General features: G+C 55.4%; 15 protein-coding genes. 7 read left to right on the top strand and 8 right to left on the bottom strand.

The window, feature by feature from the left end:
• Positions 1-34: 34 nt before the first annotated feature.
• The 8 genes from ihfB to gyrA form a co-directional block, all read right to left on the bottom strand.
• A complete protein-coding gene (gene ihfB / locus AS19_RS08980; RefSeq protein WP_046961971.1) occupies positions 35-388 on the bottom strand; it encodes an integration host factor subunit beta in 354 nt (117 codons plus the stop codon).
• 67 nt (positions 389-455) lie between these two features.
• Positions 456-2,138, bottom strand: a complete 1,683-nt coding sequence (gene rpsA / locus AS19_RS08985) for a 30S ribosomal protein S1 (protein ID WP_011589026.1) — start codon at positions 2,136-2,138, stop codon at positions 456-458.
• A 174-nt stretch (positions 2,139-2,312) separates the two neighbouring features.
• A complete protein-coding gene (cmk, locus tag AS19_RS08990; RefSeq protein WP_011589027.1) occupies positions 2,313-2,984 on the bottom strand; it encodes a (d)CMP kinase in 672 nt (223 codons plus the stop codon).
• On the bottom strand, positions 2,981-5,239 hold the full coding sequence (locus AS19_RS08995) for a bifunctional prephenate dehydrogenase/3-phosphoshikimate 1-carboxyvinyltransferase (protein ID WP_046961972.1): 2,259 nt from the start codon (positions 5,237-5,239) through the stop codon (positions 2,981-2,983). The genes cmk and AS19_RS08995 overlap by 4 nt, the downstream gene beginning before the upstream one ends.
• Positions 5,240-5,364: 125 nt before the next feature.
• Complete coding sequence (gene hisC, locus AS19_RS09000) at positions 5,365-6,477, bottom strand: histidinol-phosphate transaminase (RefSeq protein ID WP_011589029.1); 1,113 nt, start codon at positions 6,475-6,477, stop codon at positions 5,365-5,367.
• Positions 6,478-6,587: 110 nt separating this feature from the next.
• On the bottom strand, positions 6,588-7,670 hold the full coding sequence (pheA, locus tag AS19_RS09005; protein ID WP_011589030.1) for a prephenate dehydratase: 1,083 nt from the start codon (positions 7,668-7,670) through the stop codon (positions 6,588-6,590).
• A 178-nt stretch (positions 7,671-7,848) separates the two neighbouring features.
• A complete protein-coding gene (gene serC, locus AS19_RS09010; protein WP_035461045.1) occupies positions 7,849-8,931 on the bottom strand; it encodes a 3-phosphoserine/phosphohydroxythreonine transaminase in 1,083 nt (360 codons plus the stop codon).
• A gap of 175 nt (positions 8,932-9,106) precedes the next feature.
• Positions 9,107-11,881: a DNA gyrase subunit A gene (gene gyrA, locus AS19_RS09015; protein ID WP_046961973.1), complete on the bottom strand. Its 2,775-nt coding sequence runs from the start codon at positions 11,879-11,881 to the stop codon at positions 9,107-9,109.
• Positions 11,882-12,261: 380 nt separating this feature from the next.
• On the opposite strand from gyrA, the gene AS19_RS09020 reads away from it, so the two are divergent.
• From AS19_RS09020 to AS19_RS09050, 7 genes are all read left to right on the top strand, one after another.
• Positions 12,262-13,593 carry a TRZ/ATZ family hydrolase gene (locus tag AS19_RS09020; protein ID WP_046961974.1) on the top strand — a complete coding sequence of 444 codons (1,332 nt, stop codon included), beginning with the start codon at positions 12,262-12,264 and terminating at the stop codon, positions 13,591-13,593.
• Entirely contained in the window at positions 13,586-14,305 is a 720-nt protein-coding gene (gene ubiG / locus AS19_RS09025; RefSeq protein ID WP_035461039.1) for a bifunctional 2-polyprenyl-6-hydroxyphenol methylase/3-demethylubiquinol 3-O-methyltransferase UbiG, read from the top strand. Before AS19_RS09020 ends, ubiG begins: the two co-directional genes overlap by 8 nt.
• 19 nt (positions 14,306-14,324) lie before the next feature.
• Positions 14,325-14,993 carry an HAD-IA family hydrolase gene (locus AS19_RS09030; RefSeq protein WP_011589035.1) on the top strand — a complete coding sequence of 223 codons (669 nt, stop codon included), beginning with the start codon at positions 14,325-14,327 and terminating at the stop codon, positions 14,991-14,993.
• Positions 14,994-15,121: 128 nt separating this feature from the next.
• Positions 15,122-15,889 carry a YciK family oxidoreductase gene (locus AS19_RS09035; protein WP_046961975.1) on the top strand — a complete coding sequence of 256 codons (768 nt, stop codon included), beginning with the start codon at positions 15,122-15,124 and terminating at the stop codon, positions 15,887-15,889.
• Positions 15,890-16,276: 387 nt separating this feature from the next.
• Positions 16,277-17,446, top strand: coding sequence for a putative solute-binding protein (locus tag AS19_RS09040; RefSeq protein WP_011589037.1), 1,170 nt, complete (start codon positions 16,277-16,279; stop codon positions 17,444-17,446).
• A gap of 136 nt (positions 17,447-17,582) precedes the next feature.
• Positions 17,583-18,653: a putative solute-binding protein gene (locus tag AS19_RS09045; RefSeq protein ID WP_011589038.1), complete on the top strand. Its 1,071-nt coding sequence runs from the start codon at positions 17,583-17,585 to the stop codon at positions 18,651-18,653.
• Between the two features lie 125 nt (positions 18,654-18,778).
• A complete protein-coding gene (locus AS19_RS09050) occupies positions 18,779-19,954 on the top strand; it encodes a putative solute-binding protein (RefSeq protein ID WP_082116367.1) in 1,176 nt (391 codons plus the stop codon).
• The last annotated feature ends 137 nt before the right edge of the window (positions 19,955-20,091 follow it).

The following is a 20,091-nucleotide window of genomic DNA, read 5'->3' on the forward strand; positions in this document are numbered from 1 at the left end:
TCCTTTTCTGGCCAGGCTCGAAAGCCAGGCAACACTAACTGGCGGCAGCTTGATTACCGTTACTGCCGTTATTATCAACATCTTCGCCGGAATCTGCATTTAGCGATTCGTTGACCCGCTCACGCAGCTCTTTACCAGGTTTGAAGTGAGGAACGTACTTACCGTGCAGCTCAACACTGGCACCGGTTTTAGGATTGCGACCCACTCGGGGGGCACGGAAATGGAGGGAAAAACTGCCGAAGCCGCGAATTTCAATGCGACCACCACCGGCCAAAGAATCGGCCATTTGTTCAATCAATGTTTTTACTGCCAGTTCCACATCCTTGGGCGACAGCTGCGCTTGCCGGTCGGCGATGCGCTCAATCAATTCTGACTTGGTTAATGCCATTACAGCTTACTCCCTGGGCTCCTAGCCCAGTGGGGCCGGCGCGATGCCGGCCCCTGGGAGGAGCCGTTTATGACTCGTTGCTGCTTTCCATTTGCTTCTTGATCAAGTCACCAATGGTCTTCGGAGCGTTGGCGTCTTGCTGCTCCTGATGGCCTTCGATGGCTTCACGCTCATCAGCTTGGTCCTTGGACTTAATGGACAAGCTGAGAACACGGTTCTTACGGTCAACGTTGGTGATCTTGGCTTCCACCTCGTCACCGACCTTAAGCACCTCGGTCGCATCGTTAACGCGGTCGCGGCTGATTTCGCTGGCGCGCAAGGTAGCTTCAACGTTCTCAGCCAGCTCAACAATGGCCGCTTTCGCGTCTACTGCTTTCACTACACCCTTAACGATAGTTCCCTTGTCGTTTGCAGCAACATACTGAGCAAACGGATCATCTGTCAACTGCTTGATACCCAAGGAAATTCTTTCGCGCTCTGCATCAATAGACAGTACCACGGTTTCCAGCTCATCGCCCTTGTTGAAGTTACGCACGGCGTCTTCGCCTTGCTCTTCCCAGGAAATGTCGGATAGGTGCACCAGGCCATCGATGCCACCTTCCAAGCCAATGAAGATGCCGAAGTCGGTGATGGACTTGATTTTGCCGCTAATGCGCTCGCCTTTCTGATACTTCTCTTCGAAGGCATCCCACGGGTTGGACTGACACTGCTTGATGCCCAAGGAGATACGACGACGGTCTTCGTCGATGTCAAGGATCATCACTTCCACTTCGTCGCCAATCTCTACAACCTTGGACGGGTGAATGTTTTTGTTGGTCCAATCCATTTCGGAAACGTGAACCAGGCCTTCCACACCTTCTTCGATTTCAGCAAAGCAGCCGTAATCGGTCAGGTTGGTTACCTTGGCTTTCACGCGGGTGCCTTCTGGGTACTTGCCCACGATATCGTGCCACGGATCTTCGCCCAGCTGCTTGAGACCCAGGGAAACACGCATCTTCTCGCGATCAAACTTGAGAACCTTAACGTCGATTTCCTGACCCACTTCCACGATCTCGCTCGGGTGCTTGATACGCTTCCAAGCCATGTCGGTAATGTGCAGCAGGCCGTCGATACCACCCAGATCTACGAACGCACCGTAGTCGGTCAGGTTCTTCACGATACCTTTGACTTCCATGCCTTCCTGCAGGGATTCCAGCAGTTGCTCGCGCTCTGCGCTGTGCTCTGCTTCCATCACGGCACGACGGGAAACCACTACGTTATTACGCTTAGGATCGAGTTTGATGACCTTGAAGTCCAACTCTTTGCCTTCCAGGTGCGCAACATCGCGAACCGGACGAATATCAACCAGTGAACCGGGCAAGAAAGCGCGGATCGGGCCGATGTCCACAGTGAAGCCACCCTTCACCTTGCCGGAAATCATACCTTTTACGATCTCGTCTTCGTCGAAAGCTTTTTCCAGCTCGCCCCAAACTTCGGCGCGCTTGGCTTTTTCACGGGACAGACGGGTGAAGCCCATACCATCGTCGATGGCGTCTACGGCAACATCTACTTCATCGCCTTCGACAATTTCCAGCTCGCCTGCCTCGTTAAGGAATTCTTCACGGGCAATAATGCCTTCAGATTTCAGGCCTGCGTTAACGGTTACCCAGTCGCTATCGATGGATACAACCGTACCCTTGATAATGGAGCCACGGGCAACGTCCAGGTCCTTTAGGCTTTCTTCAAAGAGATCAGCAAAAGATTCAGTCATGAAATTCACTCAGTTTTCGCACATGCCAACCAGCAGACATGGGTTAGTCAATAGATGAGATCCGCCCTTCCCCAGCTGGCTTACTTTTTCAGGGTTGAGCAGATCGGCCGCTTAACACAGAGTTACCCCACGGTGGCGGTCCACCGAAGGGCGCTAACGAAATGTGCGCTACCGTTACACCAGCTGGCGTGCGGCAGCCTCATCAAGAATCCGGTTTACCACTTCATCAACCGTCAGGGTGGTGGAATCGATCACCACGGCATCGTCTGCCGGGCGCAACGGCGCCACCTCCCGGTTCATGTCACGGTCATCCCGGGTGCGGATGTCCTCGACGAGGGTCGCGAGGGTAGCACCAAAGCCCTTTTCCTTCAACTGCTCAAAACGCCGTCTGGCGCGCTCTTCAGCACTGGCAGTCAAGTAAATTTTGAGCGGTGCGGAGGTGAACACCACGGTTCCCATGTCACGGCCATCGGCCACCAGGCCGGGCGATTCCGCAAAAACCCGCTGACGGGCCAATAGAGCGTCTCGCACAGGCTGCAATACCGCCACCTGGCTGGCCAATTCGCCGACACTTTCCTGGCGGATGATATTGGATACATCTTCGCCAGCAAGAATCACCGCAGTATTGCCTTGCTGCTCCACAAACCGTACTGGCAGGTCTTGCGCAAGAGCAATTAATGCAGGCTCGTCGTCTAGGGCAACCCCTTGATTTCTTGCATGATAGCCAAGCACACGGTACAGCGCACCGGAATCCAAAAGATGCCACCCCAAGCGGATTGCCACCCGCCGGGCCACCGTGCCTTTGCCGGAGGATACCGGCCCATCAATGGTTAAAATCGGGGTCATTTCACCTCCAGCTTCAGGCCTGCATGGGTCGCCAACTGGGCGAACCCGGGGAAGCTGGTGGCCACGTTGGCACAATCATGAATAGTAATGGGGCCAGTGGCGCGTAGAGCCGCCATGGCAAAGCTCATGGCGATGCGGTGGTCACCATGGGACTGCACCTCCCCACCGCCAAACTCACCACCGGTAATACGAATACCGTCATCAAACACTTGGTGACTCACACCCAACGCAGCAAGGCCATCGGCCATCACCTGAATACGATCGGATTCTTTCACCCGCAGCTCTTCTGCTCCGCGCAAAATGGTGTCGCCCTGAGCGCAGGCCGCGGCGATGAAAATGGCCGGAAATTCATCAATGGCCAAAGGCACCAGCGCCTCGGGGATCTCAATACCCTTAAGCGGAGCAGCATTAACCACCAGGTCGGCCACCGGCTCACCACCTGCATCGCGCTGGTTTTCCAAGCGAATATCCGCGCCCATCAGCTTGAGAATATCGATTACACCGGTCCGGGTAGGGTTGATCCCCACGTGCGGTAGCGTCACTTCACTATTAGCGGCAATGGAAGCGCCCACCAGGAAAAAGGCGGCAGAGGAGATATCCGCGGGCACCTCCAATTTGCCCGCAGTGAGCTTGCCGCCACCGGACAGTGCACTGGTGGCGCCGTCTCGACGCACTTCATAACCAAAACCACCCAGCATGCGTTCAGTGTGATCACGGGTAGGCGCCGGTTCCGTTACTGATGTTTCGCCATCAGCATAGAGCCCGCCCAATAGCACCGCTGATTTCACTTGAGCAGACGCCATGGGCAAGTCGTAATGGAAGCCTTTAAGGGACTGGCCACCACGAATACGCACTGGCGGGCGACCGTCTGTACCAGTGGTAATCTGAGCCCCCATTTCGCGTAATGGCTTGGCTACTCTCTCCATGGGGCGCTTGGACAGGGACGCATCCCCGGTCAACTCCACATCAAAGGACTGCCCCGCCAGCAAGCCGGTAAGTAACCGCATGGAGGTGCCTGAGTTACCCATGTACAAGGCTTTCTCGGGGGCTTTGAGACCATGCAGGCCCACACCATGGATAGTGACCTGGCCGTTATGGGGCCCCTCAATCACTACCCCCATGTCACGGAAAGCTTGCAAGGTGGCAAGCGCATCCTCCCCTTCCAGGAACCCTTCCACCTGAGTAACGCCTTCTGCCAGCGAACCAAGCATGATGGAGCGATGGGACATGGATTTATCGCCCGGCACACGCAGGCGCCCCTGCAATTGACCACCGGGGGCCACCACAAAAGTGGGATTGGTTGTGGCGTGAGTATTGTCTGTCATGGTTGTGTCGTCACCTACACTCTGAACACTATGGGCGCGGGTATAAGAGGTGCGCCCGTTCATTGCCAAAAAATGGGCCCGCGCCGTATTGGCCCGGGTCATGATGCCCATCAGGGCATCAGAATCTTCGTTTTCTACTGCCTGACGGAAGCGATCGATGCCATCGCTGAACTGTCCCAGCGCCTGCAGCAAAGCCGCCTTGTTTTCACGAAAAATGTCATGCCACATCACCGGATCGGAGCTGGCAATACGGGTGAAGTCGCGAAAACCGCCGGCAGCATAGCGGAAGATCTCCGTGGAATCTCCCTGCCTGGCCAGCGTATCCACCAGAGAAAACGCCAGCAGATGCGGTAGATGGCTAGTTTCCGCCAACACCTGATCATGATAATCAGGAGCCATTTGCAACACTTCCGCCCCCATGCCCGTCCACAGGGCGCGCACTCTGGCGGTAGCTGCCGGGTCGGTGGCGTCGGTGGGGGTCAGGATCACCCGGTGATCGCGGTACAACTTCGCATCGGCCGCGCTTACGCCGCTTTTTTCCTTGCCTGCAATGGGGTGTCCTGGCACAAAGCGGACGTAGTGGGCGCCCAGAGCATCGCGGGCCGCATTGACCACGTTGCCTTTCACGCTACCCCCATCGGTGACGATAACTCCGTTCGACAGCCCCGGCTTCAATGCCGACAGCACCGTACCCATGGCGGATACTGGGGTAGAAACAAACACCAGATCGGCGCCGGCCACAGCCTCTGCCAAATCCTGGCTGCCGCTATCGACAATACCCAAAGCAATGCCTTGCTCTAGGGTACGGGCAGAACGAGAGCCCGCCACAATGGAACGCGCCAGGCCATTTTCCCGGGCTGCGGCGGCGAAGGAGCCACCAATCAGGCCAAGGCCAATCACTGCAATACGATTAAACAAAGGCTCAGACATCACGGCATTCCCGTTTATCTGCACGAACACGCCTCGGGGTGTGAACCACGTTGTGAGCCGCCATTACCGGTACGGTTGACGCCCTGAACGGCGCCCCCACAAGGGCGCCCAAAAAAGGTTGGGGCCTATTCATTCGCCATTTCCTTGAGCACATGTTTCAACGCATCAAGGAAGCGCTCATTTTCACGACTGGTGCCCACGGTGACGCGAAGGTGGTTGGGCATGCCGTAGCCGCTCAAAGGCCGCACAATGACGCCTTGTTTGAGCAAACCTTGATAGATCGGCATGGCTTCTCGCCCGCAATCAAAAGCAATAAAGTTGGCCACCGAAGGAATCTGCTCAAGATTTAGCGTCAGCAAGCCTTCCGCGATCTGTACCAAACCACTGGTATTTTCACTGCGTGAGTTTTCCAGATGGTCTTCGTCAGACAACGCCGCTTGCGCTGCCACCATGGCCGGCGTATTCACGTTGAACGGTTGACGGATACGATTGAGCACATCGGCGATCTGCGGGTTGGATACCCCATAGCCCACACGCAAACCCGCAAGGCCATGAATTTTAGAGAAGGTTCGCGTTACCACCAGGTTTGGGTATTTTTGCAACCGATCGATGCCGTTTGGGTAATGGCTTTCTTCCACGTATTCAAAATACGCTTCATCCAACACCACAATCACACGCTCAGGAATGCGCGATAAAAATTCATCCAGCGCATGGGCGTTGAACCAAGTACCGGTGGGGTTGTTCGGATTCGCAACGAACATTACGCGGGTACGTTCAGTGACGGCGTCAGCCATTGCCGCCAGATCATGGCCATAAAGATTCGAGCAGACCTGTACCGGTTTGGCGCTACAGCCCAGCGTTACCAAAGGATAAATGGCAAAGGCATATTCGGAAAAAATCGCCTCATCACCGGGCTGCAAATAGGCGCGGGCAATCAGCTCCAATATATCGTTGGAACCATTCCCCAGCGTCAGCTGGTTGCTCGCCACACCCAACGTTTCCGATAACGCGGCTTTCAAGGAGAACCCGGCTCCATCAGGATACAGATGCAGATCATCCAGATGGCGCAGCGCATGCAGCGCTTTATGGCTAGGGCCCAGCGGATTTTCATTGCTCGCCAGCTTGACGATATCGGTCACGCCCAGCTCCCGCTCCAGCTCGGCAATGGGCTTGCCGGGCTCATAGGGCTTGAGTTGCTGAACACCGCTGTTGGCGAGTTTGATGTAGTCACAGGTCATTGTTGACTCCTTGAACTGTGGGAGCGGTCGCCCGACCACGAAAGCGCACCCAGGCCAACAATCATGGGCGAACGACGGCTCCCACCGGGATTACGGTGCCAAAGCGCAGGTTACAACACCGCCTTGGGGTACGAACCCAGCAGCTTGATGGTGTTGCCGGCGGCTTCTAGTTTATCCAGCACCGCCTGCAAGGTGTCATCTTCTTTGTGGCCTTCGCAATCCACAAAGAACACATAGCTCCAGTTGGCGGTGCGAGAGGGTCGAGACTCCAGGCGAGTCAGGTTGATGCCCTCATCCCGGAAAGGTGACAAGACCTCATAGAGCAGCCCTGGGCGATTCTTGCCACTGATCATCAGGCTGGTTTTGTCACAGCCTGAGGGCGGAGTGTCTTGACGCCCAATGATGATGAACCGGGTAGTGTTGTCCGGGCGATCTTCGATATTGCGCTGCACCGCAGTAAGCCCATACAGCTCTTCCGCCATTTCCCCAGCGATGGCCAAGGCATTCCACTCGTCTTTCAAGCGGCGCGCAGCCTCTGCGTTAGAGCTAACAGCAATACGCTCCACGCCGGGCATATGGGCGTCCAGCCACTGGCGACACTGGGCTAAAGTTTGCTGGTGGGAATAGACCCGCGTCACCTTATCCTGGCGGGTATGCTCCCCGGCCAGTAGGTGATGATGAATGCGTAACTCCACTTCACCACAGATTTTCAGGCTGGAGGTCATGAAGGTATCCAGGGTGTGATTCACCACCCCTTCGGTGGAGTTTTCCACTGGCACCACACCGTAGTTGGCCGCACCGGACTCCACTTCGCGGAACACTTCATCGATGGCAGCCAGCGGGAGGCTTTCTACCGCATGGCCAAAGTGCTTAAGCGCCGCCTGCTGGGTAAACGTGCCTTCCGGTCCAAGAAACGCGACCTTCATGCGTTGTTCAAGTGCCAAGCATGCGCTCATCACTTCACGGAAAAAACGCGCCATGGTTTCGCCATCCAGCGGCCCCTGATTACGCTCTTTCACCCGGCGCAGCACCTGAGCTTCACGCTCTGGGCGATAGAAAACCGGGTTCGGGTCCGTGGCCGTCTTCACTTCCGCCACCTTATGGGCCAAGGCTGCGCGTTGGTTGAGCAGGTCCTGAAGCTTCTGGTCCAGCTCATCAATTTCGTTACGCAAGTCGTCCAAGGTATTGGTCATATTGACCTCGCAAGCACGCGGCGCCCTTCCCGCAACACGCGAATAAGCGTGGGAGCGTTGGTTACGATCTGGCGCCGACCGTTCAAATTCATTGTTTTACCCACCTTCCAAACAATCACTGTGCTTCGCGACGGCACCAACACATCAAGCAGGGCGTGGTGCGTGCTACATGAAGCGCTTAAGCGTTCTTCTTTTCAAACTCTGCCATGAAGTCGATCAGTGCATCCACCGCCGCTTCGGGCACTGCATTGTAGATGCTGGCGCGCATGCCTCCCACGCTACGGTGGCCTTTGAGGTTCAACAGCCCAGCCGCCTGAGCCTGATCCAAAAATGGCTTGTCGAGGCGATCATCTGCCAGAACAAAAGGCACATTCATACGACTGCGGCTGATCACCTCTACCGGATTACTATAAAGGCCGCTGTGATCAATAAAATGGTACAGCTTTTCCGCCTTACGCTGATTGATTTCGCCCATGTTGCCCACACCGCCCTGCTTTTTAAGCCAGGAGAACACCAAGCCAGACAAGTACCAAGCAAAGGTCGGCGGTGTGTTGTACATGCTGTCATTGTCCGCATGGGTCTGGTAATTGAGCATGGCCGGAACATTGTTTGCTGCCTTGCCAAGCAAATCCTTACGAATAACCACCAGAGTAAGGCCGGCGGGGCCAATATTCTTCTGCGCGCCAGCGTAGATCAGCCCATATTGATTCACATCTATCGGACGAGAAAGGATAGTGGAGCTCATGTCCGCTACCAGTGGGGTATCCCCCACTTGCGGTACAAAGCTGTATTCCAGACCACCGATCGTTTCATTCGGGCAATAATGCACATAGGCCGGATTATCAGAAAGATTCCAGCTTTCCTGGGGCGGCACCGTGGAGAAGTTAGTGTCTTCGCTGCTGGCAGCCACATTGATGTTGCCGTAGCGCCCAGCTTCCTTGATGGCCTTTTTGGACCACTGTCCGGTGTTGATATAATCCGCCGTTTCCCCATCGCCTAACAAATTCATAGGCACCATGGCGAACTGACTGGACGCCCCGCCCTGCAGAAATAGCACAGCGTAATCATCGCTGATGCCCATCAGGTCGCGCAGGTCTTTTTCGGCTTGCTCGGCAATCTCTACAAAAACGTTATCGCGATGGCTCATTTCCATAATGGAAAGACCCAGACCCCGATAATCCAGCATTTCCTGCTGGGCTTGTTCGAGTACTGCCTGCGGCAATGCCGCCGGACCTGCGCAGAAGTTATAGGCGCGGGACATGCATATTTCTCCGTGACTGAATTAAAAGTACAAAACCGGTTAATCAAAGAAGCCCGGTAACACCGGGCTTGGGTATAACAACAAAGCAGGTTTAAAGCCGCGCAAGAGCCCCTTTCAAGATGCAAACCCTCCTTTGAATGAGAAGATTCGCGCCTCAAATGGTGCTCCTACAGACTCATTCCTCGGCGTCGTCCGAAGCGTCTGATTTCGGCGCTTCTGGGGTTGCTTCACCGTCCAGCACCTCATCGGCTTCGCCGTCCTCTTCTTCGACACCTTCCAGCTCAGGAATAGTAGCCAGACCGCACAATGCCTCGCCATCGGCCAAGCGAATCAAGCGAACACCCTGAGTGTTACGACCAGACGTACTCACCTGATTTACACCGGTACGCACCAAGGTGCCCTGGTTAGAAATCAGCATGATGTCTTCTTCGCCAAACACCTGAGTGGCGCCCACCAGCTCACCGTTTCGCTCGTTGATCACCATGGCAATCACACCTTGGCCGCCACGCCCCTTGGTGGGATAGTCAGTGAGCGGGGTACGCTTGCCATAACCGTGCTCAGAGGCGGTAAGAATCTGGCCATTTTCTTCCGGCACAATCAGGGAAATAACGTCCACCCCTTCGGCCAGCTTGATACCCCGCACACCACGAGCCAGACGGCTCATAACACGCACTTTGGACTGATGGAAACGCACGGCTTTACCGTTGCGGGCAACCAGCATGATGTCTTCGTGGCCTTGAGTAATGGCCACGTTCACCAGATGTTCGCCTTCCTGCAATTTCACCGCAATCAAACCGGAGCTGCGTGGACGGGCAAAGTTGGCCAGGGCGGTCCGCTTAACGATACCGCTGGACGTGGCCATGAAGATAAAGGGTCCAGGAACGGTATCAGTCACCGCCTCGGCTTCACCCTCAAGCTCAACCTCAATCTCAACATCACTATCTGTCTCGTCTTCGATTACGTCAGCGGCGTCATCTACATCAACAATGTCTTCTTCGCCACCGGCTTTCTGCTGGCGCACCATGTCGGCATCCAGACGCAAAATAGCGGTAATACGTTCGTCAGCACCCAATGCCGGCAGCAGGTTCACAATTGGTTTGCCACGCGATGCCCGGCCCCCCTGAGGCAACTCAAAGGTACGCAACCAGAACACCTTGCCCGCATTGGTAAACAGCAACAGGGTATCGTGGGTGCCGGCTACCAGCAGGTGCTCCACATAATCCTGATCTTTTAGCTGGCCCGCAGACTTGCCGCGACCACCACGCTTCTGAGCACGGTAGGTGTCGATGGGCTGCATTTTGGCGTAACCACCGTTGGACAGGGTCACCACCACGGTTTCTTCAGCAATCAGGTCTTCCATGCTGAAGTCCTGACGGGACGCAACGATCTCGGAACGGCGCTCGTCAGCGTATTCTTCACGGACCGCCTGTAGTTCTTCGCGGATCACTTCCATCAGACGCTCGGGGTTACCGAGAATCTTCAGCAGTTCAGAGATCTGCTCCAGCAGCTCCTGATAGTCATTGATCAGTTTTTCCCGTTCCAGACCGGTCAGCTTCTGCAAGCGCAGGTCCAAAATCGCCTGGGCCTGTTCCGGGCTCAGGTGATAAAGGCCATCAACCAGGCCATATTGTTCATCCAGGCCATCCGGGCGCGCCGCGTTTTCACCACCGGCACGCTCCAACATTTGCAGCACGTCACCGGGCTTCCAGCCCTTGTCCAACAGCTTGGCCTTGGCTTCAGCGCCGCTGGGTGAGGCCTTGATCAGCTCGATAACCGGATCAATATTGCTCAGGGCAACCGCCAGGCCTTCCAGCAGGTGAGCCTTTTCTCGGGCTTTACGTAATTCATAAACGGTTCGACGAGTCACCACTTCCCGGCGGTGACGGATAAAGGCATCCAGCAGTTCACGCAGGTTAAGAATCTTCGGCTGGCCATCTACCAAGGCCACAGTATTGATACCGAATACCGACTCCATCTGGGTCTGTTGGTACAGATTATTAAGCACTACCTCGGCATTTTCGCCACGGCGCAGCTCAATCACGATGCGCATACCTTCTTTATCAGACTCGTCGCGCAGTTCAGTGATGCCTTCGATTTTCTTGTCTTTCACCAGCTCGGCGATCTTCTCGATCAGCCGCGCCTTATTCACCTGATAAGGAATCTCAGTGACGATAATGGCTTCTTTACCGCTCTTGTCGGTGGCTTCAATTTCCGCACGAGCGCGCATATAAACGCGGCCCCGACCGGTACGGTAAGCCTGCACGATTCCCGCACGGCCATTAATAATGCCGGCAGTGGGAAAGTCTGGACCCTTGATGTATTCCATCAAGTCATCCGGAGTGAGGCTATCGTCATCAATCAGTGCCAAACAGCCATCCACCACTTCGCCCAGGTTATGGGGCGGAATGTTGGTGGCCATGCCCACAGCAATACCGGAAGAGCCGTTGACCAACAGGTTAGGCACTCGGGTGGGCATCACATCGGGGATACGTTCCGTGCCGTCGTAGTTGTCGACGAAATCCACGGTTTCCTTGTCCAGATCCGCCAGCAGTTCATGGGCGATCTTGGCCATGCGCACTTCGGTGTAACGCATGGCAGCAGCGGAATCACCATCGATGGAACCAAAGTTACCTTGGCCATCCACCAGCATGTAGCGCAGGGAAAAAGGCTGCGCCATCCGCACGATGGTGTCGTATACCGCTGAATCACCGTGGGGGTGGTATTTACCAATCACGTCACCAACCACACGGGCCGATTTCTTGTAGGCCTTATTCCAATCGTTATTCAGCTCGTGCATGGCGAACAGCACGCGGCGATGCACCGGCTTGAGGCCATCGCGCACATCCGGCAACGCCCGCCCAACGATTACGCTCATGGCGTAATCTAGGTATGACTGCTTGAGTTCGTCTTCGATGTTGACCGGGGTAACTTCTCTGGCGAGATCCGTCATAGCGATCCTTACTATCCACAAGGTGTTGGGAAAGCCCCTGCGGCTTCCCCAAGCCGGCCCATTTTCGGGCCGATTTCACGGGGTGCCCATGGCCACCCGTGCAGTCTGTTCTTATAGGCCGAGGTATTTCGGGGGACATTCGCCCTGCCCGACTCCACTGCCATTGCGAATTCCGATCTATAAAGCCCGGAAAAGCCCGGGATGATAGCACAGCTGGAGGGTATCGGCGCCATCTCTGCGTCGAAGCTCGCAAGATGGCGCCCCTTGCCAACATGCAAACAGTTTACCGTCACGCAGTCAGGGCAAGATCCACCGCGACACGCTATACTGCGGCGCACAATTCGGGGGTTACTGCCCCCAGTTCGAGCAAGGAGTTATGCATGAGCGACAATCAGGCTGACCTGATCGTCCACGCCCGCTGGATTGCCCCTGTGGCCCCGCAGGAAGCGGTGCTGGAGAACCATGCCGTGGTGGTCAAAGACGGTCGCATTGCCGACCTGCTCCCCAGCGCCCTGGCTAACGTAAAGTGGCAAAGCGAAGAGCAACAGCACCTGGGTGATCACCTGCTAATCCCAGGCTTGGTCAATGCCCATACCCACGCGGCCATGAACTTGCTACGCGGCATCGCCGATGACCTGCCGCTAATGACTTGGCTGGAAAAACATATCTGGCCCGCCGAAGGCCGCTTTGTCAGTGAAACCTTTGTCTACGACGGTACCCGGCTCGCCGCAGCAGAAATGATCCGTTCCGGCACCACTTGCTTTGCCGATATGTATTTCTTCCCCGCCCATGCCGCCCGCGCCACGGTTGAAGCCGGCCTGCGCGCCAGCCTGTTCTGCCCGCTGCTGGACTTCCCCACCCCTATGGGCTCCGGGCCGGAGGAGTATTTGCGCTTGGCCACCGACGCCATGGATGAATGGCAACATGAGCCGCGCATCCAGATCGGCTTTGGCCCCCATGCCCCCTATACGGTGTCCGATGGACCTCTGCAGAAAGTACTCACCCTCGCCGAAGAGTTGGACGTACCAATAATGATGCACGTGCACGAAACAGCCGGGGAGATCCAGATGGCGGTGGGCAACACTGGCGAGCGCCCCCTGACCCGGCTGCATAATCTGGGCTTGCTATCACCGCGCCTGCTGGCCGTTCACATGACCCAACTCACCGATGAAGAAATCGCTTTGGTGGCACAAACCGGCACCCACGTTGTGCATTGCCCGGAATCCAACCTGAAACTGGCCAGTGGCTTCGCGCCGGTTGAGAAACTACGCAAAGCCAATATTAACGTAGCGCTAGGCACCGACGGGGCCGCCAGCAATAATGATCTGGACATGTTGGGGGAGGCCCGCACCGCCGCTTTCTTAACCAAGGGCGTTAGCCTGCAGGCGGATGCGCAACCGGCCATGGAAACACTGAAAATGGCCACTCTGAATGGCGCCAAAGCATTGGGTCGAGATAACGAAATCGGCTCGTTGGAAATCGGTAAGCAGGCGGATATGGTGGCTGTGGATTTGAACCGACTGGAGACCCAGCCGGTCTATGACCCAGTGGCCCAGTTGATTTACGCTGCCACCCGCGACCAGATCACCCACACGTGGGTGGGCGGGCGCTGCCTGATGGATAACCGCCAGCTAACCACACTCAACGAAGCCCTGATCCTCAAGAATGCCCAGCAGTGGCAAGAAAAAATCGCCGGAGCCGACCGTGACTGAACAGCAAACCCACACCCCGAACGTAGACGCCGGCGAAATCGCCAAGTTCAACGCCCTCGCTGAGCAGTGGTGGGACCCAAATTCCCAGTTCCGCCCGCTGCACGACATTAATCCGTTGCGCCTGAACTATATCGACGAGCGCGTCAGCCTGCCGGGCAAAAAAGTCATTGATATCGGCTGCGGTGGCGGCCTGCTTTCCGAAGGCATGGCCCGACGCGGCGCAGAAGTAACCGGCATCGACATGGGCGAAGCCCCGCTGGCGGTCGCCCGCATTCACGCAGAACACGCCGGCGTAGCGGTGGAATACCTGCAAACCCCGGCGGAACAGATCGCCGAACAGCGCGCCGGCCAGTATGACGTGGTCACCTGCCTGGAAATGCTCGAACACGTACCGGATCCTTCCTCGGTGATTCGCGCCTGCGCCACCCTGGTGAAACCCGGCGGGCAAGTCTTTTTCAGCACCATCAACCGCAATCCCAAGGCGTTCATGTTTGCCATTGTCGGCGCGGAATATGTGCTGCGCCTGCTACCGCGCGGCACCCACGAATACGCCAAACTGATTAAACCCTCCGAGCTGGCTGGCTGGGCCCGCGATGCGGGGCTGGATGTACAAGACACCGCCGGGATGGTTTATAACCCGCTCACCCAGGTTTACAAACTGAATCGGGATGTATCGGTGAATTACTTGATGCACGCCCGCAAGGGCGACTGATTGCCTGCGGGAGCCAATAATGGAACGCCTTGAAGCCGTTTATTTCGATTTGGATGGCACCCTTATCGATACCGCCCCGGACTTTTATACGGTACTCAATACATTGCTGGAAAAGCATAGTCGCCCCACAGTGAGCTACTCTGCGGTGCGCGCTAATGTATCCAATGGCGCGCGCGCGCTCACTGAACTTGGTTTTGGTGTTGGCCCCGACGATGCAAGCTTTGCTCTGTTGCTGAACGAACTGCTCAATGCCTACGAACAGCATCTGGCCGTGGATACGGTATTGTTCCCAGGCTTGGAGGACGTGCTCGACTGGCTGGACGCTCAGCAACTGCCCTGGGGTATCGTCACCAACAAACCCGACCGCTTTACCGGCCCCGTACTGGAAGGGCTCAAGCTGCACCAACGCGTTGGCCCGGTGATTTGCCCGGAGCACGTCAAGCAACGCAAACCCGACCCGGAAGGCCTATTGATTGCCGCCAACGCCGACCAGGTAAAACCCGCACATTGCCTGTATGTGGGCGATCACCTGCGCGACATTCAAGCTGGCAAGAATGCGGGCATGGCCACCGCCGTTGCCGCCTTTGGTTACATCGATGCAGACGACGACCCTCGTGGCTGGCAGGCAGATTATTACCTGGAAGACGGCAGCGACCTGCTGCCGCTTTTGCAGAAACTCTATACATAAAACGCGGACTAAACTAATCATAGGGCAGCACTAGAACGGCAATTAAGGCAGATGCCCGCTCCACCTTACGGTTAGTTACAGCACCTAAGTCAGGCCACGTGCTTGGCGAAAGCGACACAGGAACCACCATGACTGATATCCAACAACAAGCCCTCAATTACCAATGCGCTGAAGACACCTTCAAAGGTCGTATTATCCTCGTCACTGGTGCAGGCGCCGGCATCGGCCGCAGCGCCGCGCTGGCCCTGGCAGCCCATGGCGCCACGGTCATTCTGCTAGGCCGCACCCAGGAAAAACTGGAAGCGGTGTACGATGAAATCAAAGGCGCGGGTGGCCCGGAGCCCGCGCTGGCGCCGGTGAATCTAACGGTCGCTCGCCCGGAAGATTTTCAGGAACTGGCCGGGCTTTTTGACAAAGAGTTCGGGCGACTGGATGGCATCTTGCACAACGCATCCATGCTCGGCGACATTACGCCTATGGATCGTTATGCCACTGGCACCTGGGATTCGGTCATGCAAACCAATGTGAATAGCGCTTTCTATCTAACCCAAGCCATGTTGCCGTTGCTGCGCGCCAGCGACGATGCTCGCCTGCTATTTACATCCTCCAGCGTGGGGCGCAAAGGCCGTGCTTTCTGGGGTGCCTATGCGGTCTCCAAGGCGGCCACTGAAAACCTAGCCCAAGTGCTGGCGGAAGAACTGGAAAACACCAGCAACATTCGCGTCAACACCGTTAACCCTGGCGGTACGCGCACCGACATGCGCGCCATGGCCTACCCCGGCGAAGACCCTCTCACATTGAAGACCCCCGCCGACATCATGGCCCCCTATCTGTTCTTGTTGGGCCCGGATAGCCGAAACGTCACCGGCGCATCTATCGATGCTCAACCGAAGTAACAACGGCAAGTTCAAAGTAGAACGGTCAACGTTGGAAAGAGGCAATCACGTCAGCAGCGTGTTGGTACGGTTCAATGCTCGCGGCTAAATGCAGCGCGGGCATTGTCCTGAATATCCCCTGAACCCTTTACCCCGTTTGAAATTTGCACTTTTTGGCACTTTCAGTACGTTCAACGCGTCCCACCTTTGACCGTTTCCCCACAGCTTGCCGTAACGCGGTCACCCACTGCGCCAAAGCCCTCCTTTCTATGCTCGTCACGTGCTATCTCTATAGGCTATAAAACAATCACAACAGTTCTTGCCGTGACAACCTGCCGCATTTTTCAAAAACACACAGTCCTGTTACCGCAAGGTTGCTTATAACAACAACTCGGCCTGGAGATCCCCATGCACATCCGACTTTCTGTTTTTTTTGTTCTTAGCCTACTATGTGCCACCCTGAGCGCCACCACGCTGACCAACGCACAGAAAGAACAATTACGAGGACTGCTGCCCGGCGTCACGCTCAACGACAACACCCTTGAAAAGCTGGAAGACATTTTTTATACCCGTGAAATGCCGGTTCGCAGCCGGCTCAAAGCCATCAGCCAAATGGTGGGCTTGGACCAAATGCCCGCTGGCAGCGCACTGAAACGCACCATCTGCATTTGGGATATTGGCGGGCGCAATGGGCCGGTGTTTAATGTCGCCATGGAGCAACGAGCACTGGCCATCGAGTACGGCATCAATTTGGACATGGTGCCTTACACCAACGAAACGGTGATGGTGGAAGAGCTCAAGGCCGGCCTCTGTGACGCGGCCTTGATGAGCGGCATGCGCGCACGCCAGTTCAACCTTTACAGCGGCAGCGTCGATGCCATTGGTGCCGTTCCCAGCGACCAGCATATGCAAACCCTTCTACAGGTCCTCGCCCATCCCAAACAGGCTGGTCATATGGTGCAAGGGGATTACGTAGTAATGGGCATCTACCCTGCCGGTGCCGCCCATATTTTTGTCAACGATCGCAGCATCAGTTCACTGGCCAAGGCCGCCGGCCACCGCGTAGCGGTGTTGGATTATGATCAGACCCAAGCGCAAATGGTCGCCGCCATTGGCGCAACACCGATTGCCACCGACATCGTTTCCGCGCCTAACAAATTCAATAATGGGCAAATCGATATTTTGCCCGCCCCATTAGTGGCATATGAACTTCTTGAGCTTTATAAAGGCATGAGTCCAGATGGCGGCATCGTCGACTACCCACTGACGCAGCTTTCCATGCAGCTCATCGGAAGACTGGATAAATTCCCCAACGAAGTAGCGCAACTGATACGCGAAGCATCATTCGAGGCCTATCCAACGGTTATAAAGCGCGTCGAACAGGAAACCAAACGGGTACCCGAGCGTTGGATGATTCATATCCCAGAGAAAGACAAACAAGAATACGAAGTCATGATGCAGGACGCTCGCGACGCGCTACGCGAACAAGGCTATTACAGTGGCGACATGTTGACGTTGCAGCGCAAGATCCGCTGCAAGTTCAACCCAGCTCGCTCTGAGTGCAGCATCAGCCAATAGGTGAGCGACAACACTTACTGGAAACCCTGCGCGCCCTGACTTTCGGAAAGCTTTGTACAATTGTCATACAACAGGTAAAACTTCGCCACACGGCGAAATGCTATAAACGCCCCCATTGAATGACACAGGAATCGTCATGGGGACGTTTAGGTATCTATGCTCAGCACTGCTGTTGGTTGCTGCAACCCATAGCAGTGCTCTGGCACTGACCGATAAACAAAAAACACAACTCAAGCAGGCCCGACAATCCATGGGGCTTGCCGACGGTGAAATGCTGAAAAGGCACATATGCCTTTGGGATTTATCCGGGCGTTCCGGGCCGATATATAATGGCGCCACCAATTTACGCATAGATTTGTTGCGCTATAATATTGATATCAGTCTAGAAGCCTTCACTAATGAAGGTGTGTTGGTTGCCTCTTTGAAAAACGGTCACTGTGATGCCGCGCTAATGAGCGGGTTCCGGGCTCGTCATTTTAACCGTTTCACCGGCAGCATTGATGCACTGGGCGCCCTGCCTACACTGGAGCATGTAAACGTTTTACTGCGCACCCTTGCTCACCCACAACTGGCCGAAAAAATGGCCAGCAATAAGTATCAGACCCTAGCCATTACGCCTGCTGGAGCGGCCTACCTTTTCGTCAATGATCGGGCGCTCAACTCCCTTTCAAAAGTAGCAGGAAAAAAAGTTGCGGTGCTAGATTTCGATCCTGGTCAATCCAAATTGGTTACCCATATCGGTGCCACCCCCGTCGCCAGCACTCTCGCTACTGCTCCCAGTCAATTCAATAATGGCAGTGTTGATGTGTTACCCGCCCCGTTGATTGCCTATCAAGCCCTAGAACTTTACAAAGGCATGGAGCCCAATGGCGGCATCGTGGACTACCCCATCGTACAATTGACCGCGCAACTGATCGCTCATGCAGATCGCTTCCCCCCCGCCTTTTCGGCATTGATTCGTGAAATTGCAACAGACAGTTTCCAAGCGGTACAAAGCACGCTGAAAAAAGAAGCGGATCGCATTCCCTCTCACTGGTGGATTTCACTTCCCGAAGACGAAAAGCAGAACTACAACAGCTTGATGCGCGATGCACGTATCAAGCTACGCGATAGCGAATATTATGACCCCACCATGTTGAACATCATGAAACGTATTCGTTGCAGCCTAGAAGCGGGTCGCCCCGAATGCAGCCAAAGCATTGAGTAATAAACAACATATCTTTTGCTCATCTCTCCCCCGAGCCGGCCAAGCTAATGAGCGACACTGCCAGTATAGCTGTAGACCACAGCGCCTTATGGCAACAACAAACGATAATAGCCATGGAGGCTATCGTGAGATTTTTTCGTTACTTTTTTCTTTCTTTTCTACTAGTCGGCAGCGCATTTCTTCACGCCAATGAAGCCTTTGATCTGACGCCGGCCCAACGGGCCGAACTAGAGCGCTTTGCCCCCGGTGTGGAATTTACACCGGAACTGGCGGCCACATTGCGTGCGATAGCCTATGACCAGAACCGCAGTCTGGATGAACGGATCAAAGCCATGCAGAAAGCTGCGGGATTCAGTCTGGGCGAGCCCCTCAAACGTCGAATTTGCATCTGGGATATTGGCGGTCGCTCCGGGCCAATTTTCAAGGCAGCTGAGGACCAGCGTACCCGGCTACGGCAATATGGTGTGGATCTTCATATCGAGCCCTACACCAAAGAAAGCGTAGCAGCCGAAGATCTCAAAGCCGGCCTCTGTGATGCAGCGCTGATTACAGGGTTACGGGGCCGCCAATTCAACAAATATACCGGCACCATCGATGCCATTGGCGCCCTGCCAACCCAAGAGCACATGCACATCCTTCTGCAAGCCCTTGCCAGCCCGAAAAGCGCGGACAAGATGATCAGCGGTGAGTATGTCATACTCGGCGTTGCACCGGCTGGTGGCGCTTATATTTTCGTCAATGACAAGAACATTAACACTCTAGGCAAAGCTGCAGGGAAGCGCGTGGCCGTGCTCGACTATGATCCCACACAAGCGGAAATGGTTTCACAGATTGGCGCGACGCCAATTGCATCGGATATCGTTTCAGCACCGAATAAATTCAACAACGGCGTGGTTGACGTTATCGTCGCACCACTACTCGCCTACGAATTACTGGAACTGTACAAAGGAATGGGGCCGAATGGCGGTATCATTGATTACCCGCTGGCCCAAATCACCATGCAGCTGATCGGTCGCAAAGACAAATTCCCGAATGAAGTAGCACAGCTGGTGCGCGAAGAATTCTACAAAAGCTACCCTCTAATCATGGAACGACTGAATCTTGAAGCCGTCAAAGTGCCAGAACGCTGGATGATCCAGATTCCGCCAGAAGATAAAAAAGAATATCAAATGATGATGCAGGAAGCGCGTCTACGGCTACGCCAAAAAGGCTACTATGATGCCAACATGCTGACCCTGCAACGCAAGGTCCGTTGCAAGCTCGACGCCACCCGAGCGGAATGCAGTAATCCGGTGGAATAAACGCAGAAATAAGCCACAAACTACAACGCGTAGCCAAAAGCCCTGCCACACGGTTATCACGCTACCCGCGGCTTCAATTCAAGAGTTCAAACCCAAAATTCTAAAAGGAAAACGAAGACACTTTCCTCGTTCTCCTT

It is taken from the genome of Alcanivorax sp. NBRC 101098, assembly GCF_001010505.1.
GTDB classification, from domain to species: Bacteria; Pseudomonadota; Gammaproteobacteria; order Pseudomonadales; family Alcanivoracaceae; genus Alcanivorax; species Alcanivorax borkumensis.

What these genes read in the sequence shown, in the direction of transcription:
- ihfB (WP_046961971.1), bottom strand. Translation starts at nt 388, where the DNA reads ATGGCATTAACCAAGTCAGAATTGATTGAGCGCATCGCCGACCGGCAA.
- rpsA (WP_011589026.1), bottom strand. Translation starts at nt 2,138, where the DNA reads ATGACTGAATCTTTTGCTGATCTCTTTGAAGAAAGCCTAAAGGACCTG.
- cmk (WP_011589027.1), bottom strand. Translation starts at nt 2,984, where the DNA reads ATGACCCCGATTTTAACCATTGATGGGCCGGTATCCTCCGGCAAAGGC.
- AS19_RS08995 (WP_046961972.1), bottom strand. Translation starts at nt 5,239, where the DNA reads ATGTCTGAGCCTTTGTTTAATCGTATTGCAGTGATTGGCCTTGGCCTG.
- hisC (WP_011589029.1), bottom strand. Translation starts at nt 6,477, where the DNA reads ATGACCTGTGACTACATCAAACTCGCCAACAGCGGTGTTCAGCAACTC.
- pheA (WP_011589030.1), bottom strand. Translation starts at nt 7,670, where the DNA reads ATGACCAATACCTTGGACGACTTGCGTAACGAAATTGATGAGCTGGAC.
- serC (WP_035461045.1), bottom strand. Translation starts at nt 8,931, where the DNA reads ATGTCCCGCGCCTATAACTTCTGCGCAGGTCCGGCGGCATTGCCGCAG.
- gyrA (WP_046961973.1), bottom strand. Translation starts at nt 11,881, where the DNA reads ATGACGGATCTCGCCAGAGAAGTTACCCCGGTCAACATCGAAGACGAA.
- AS19_RS09020 (WP_046961974.1), top strand. Translation starts at nt 12,262, where the DNA reads ATGAGCGACAATCAGGCTGACCTGATCGTCCACGCCCGCTGGATTGCC.
- AS19_RS09030 (WP_011589035.1), top strand. Translation starts at nt 14,325, where the DNA reads ATGGAACGCCTTGAAGCCGTTTATTTCGATTTGGATGGCACCCTTATC.
- AS19_RS09035 (WP_046961975.1), top strand. Translation starts at nt 15,122, where the DNA reads ATGACTGATATCCAACAACAAGCCCTCAATTACCAATGCGCTGAAGAC.
- AS19_RS09040 (WP_011589037.1), top strand. Translation starts at nt 16,277, where the DNA reads ATGCACATCCGACTTTCTGTTTTTTTTGTTCTTAGCCTACTATGTGCC.
- AS19_RS09045 (WP_011589038.1), top strand. Translation starts at nt 17,583, where the DNA reads ATGGGGACGTTTAGGTATCTATGCTCAGCACTGCTGTTGGTTGCTGCA.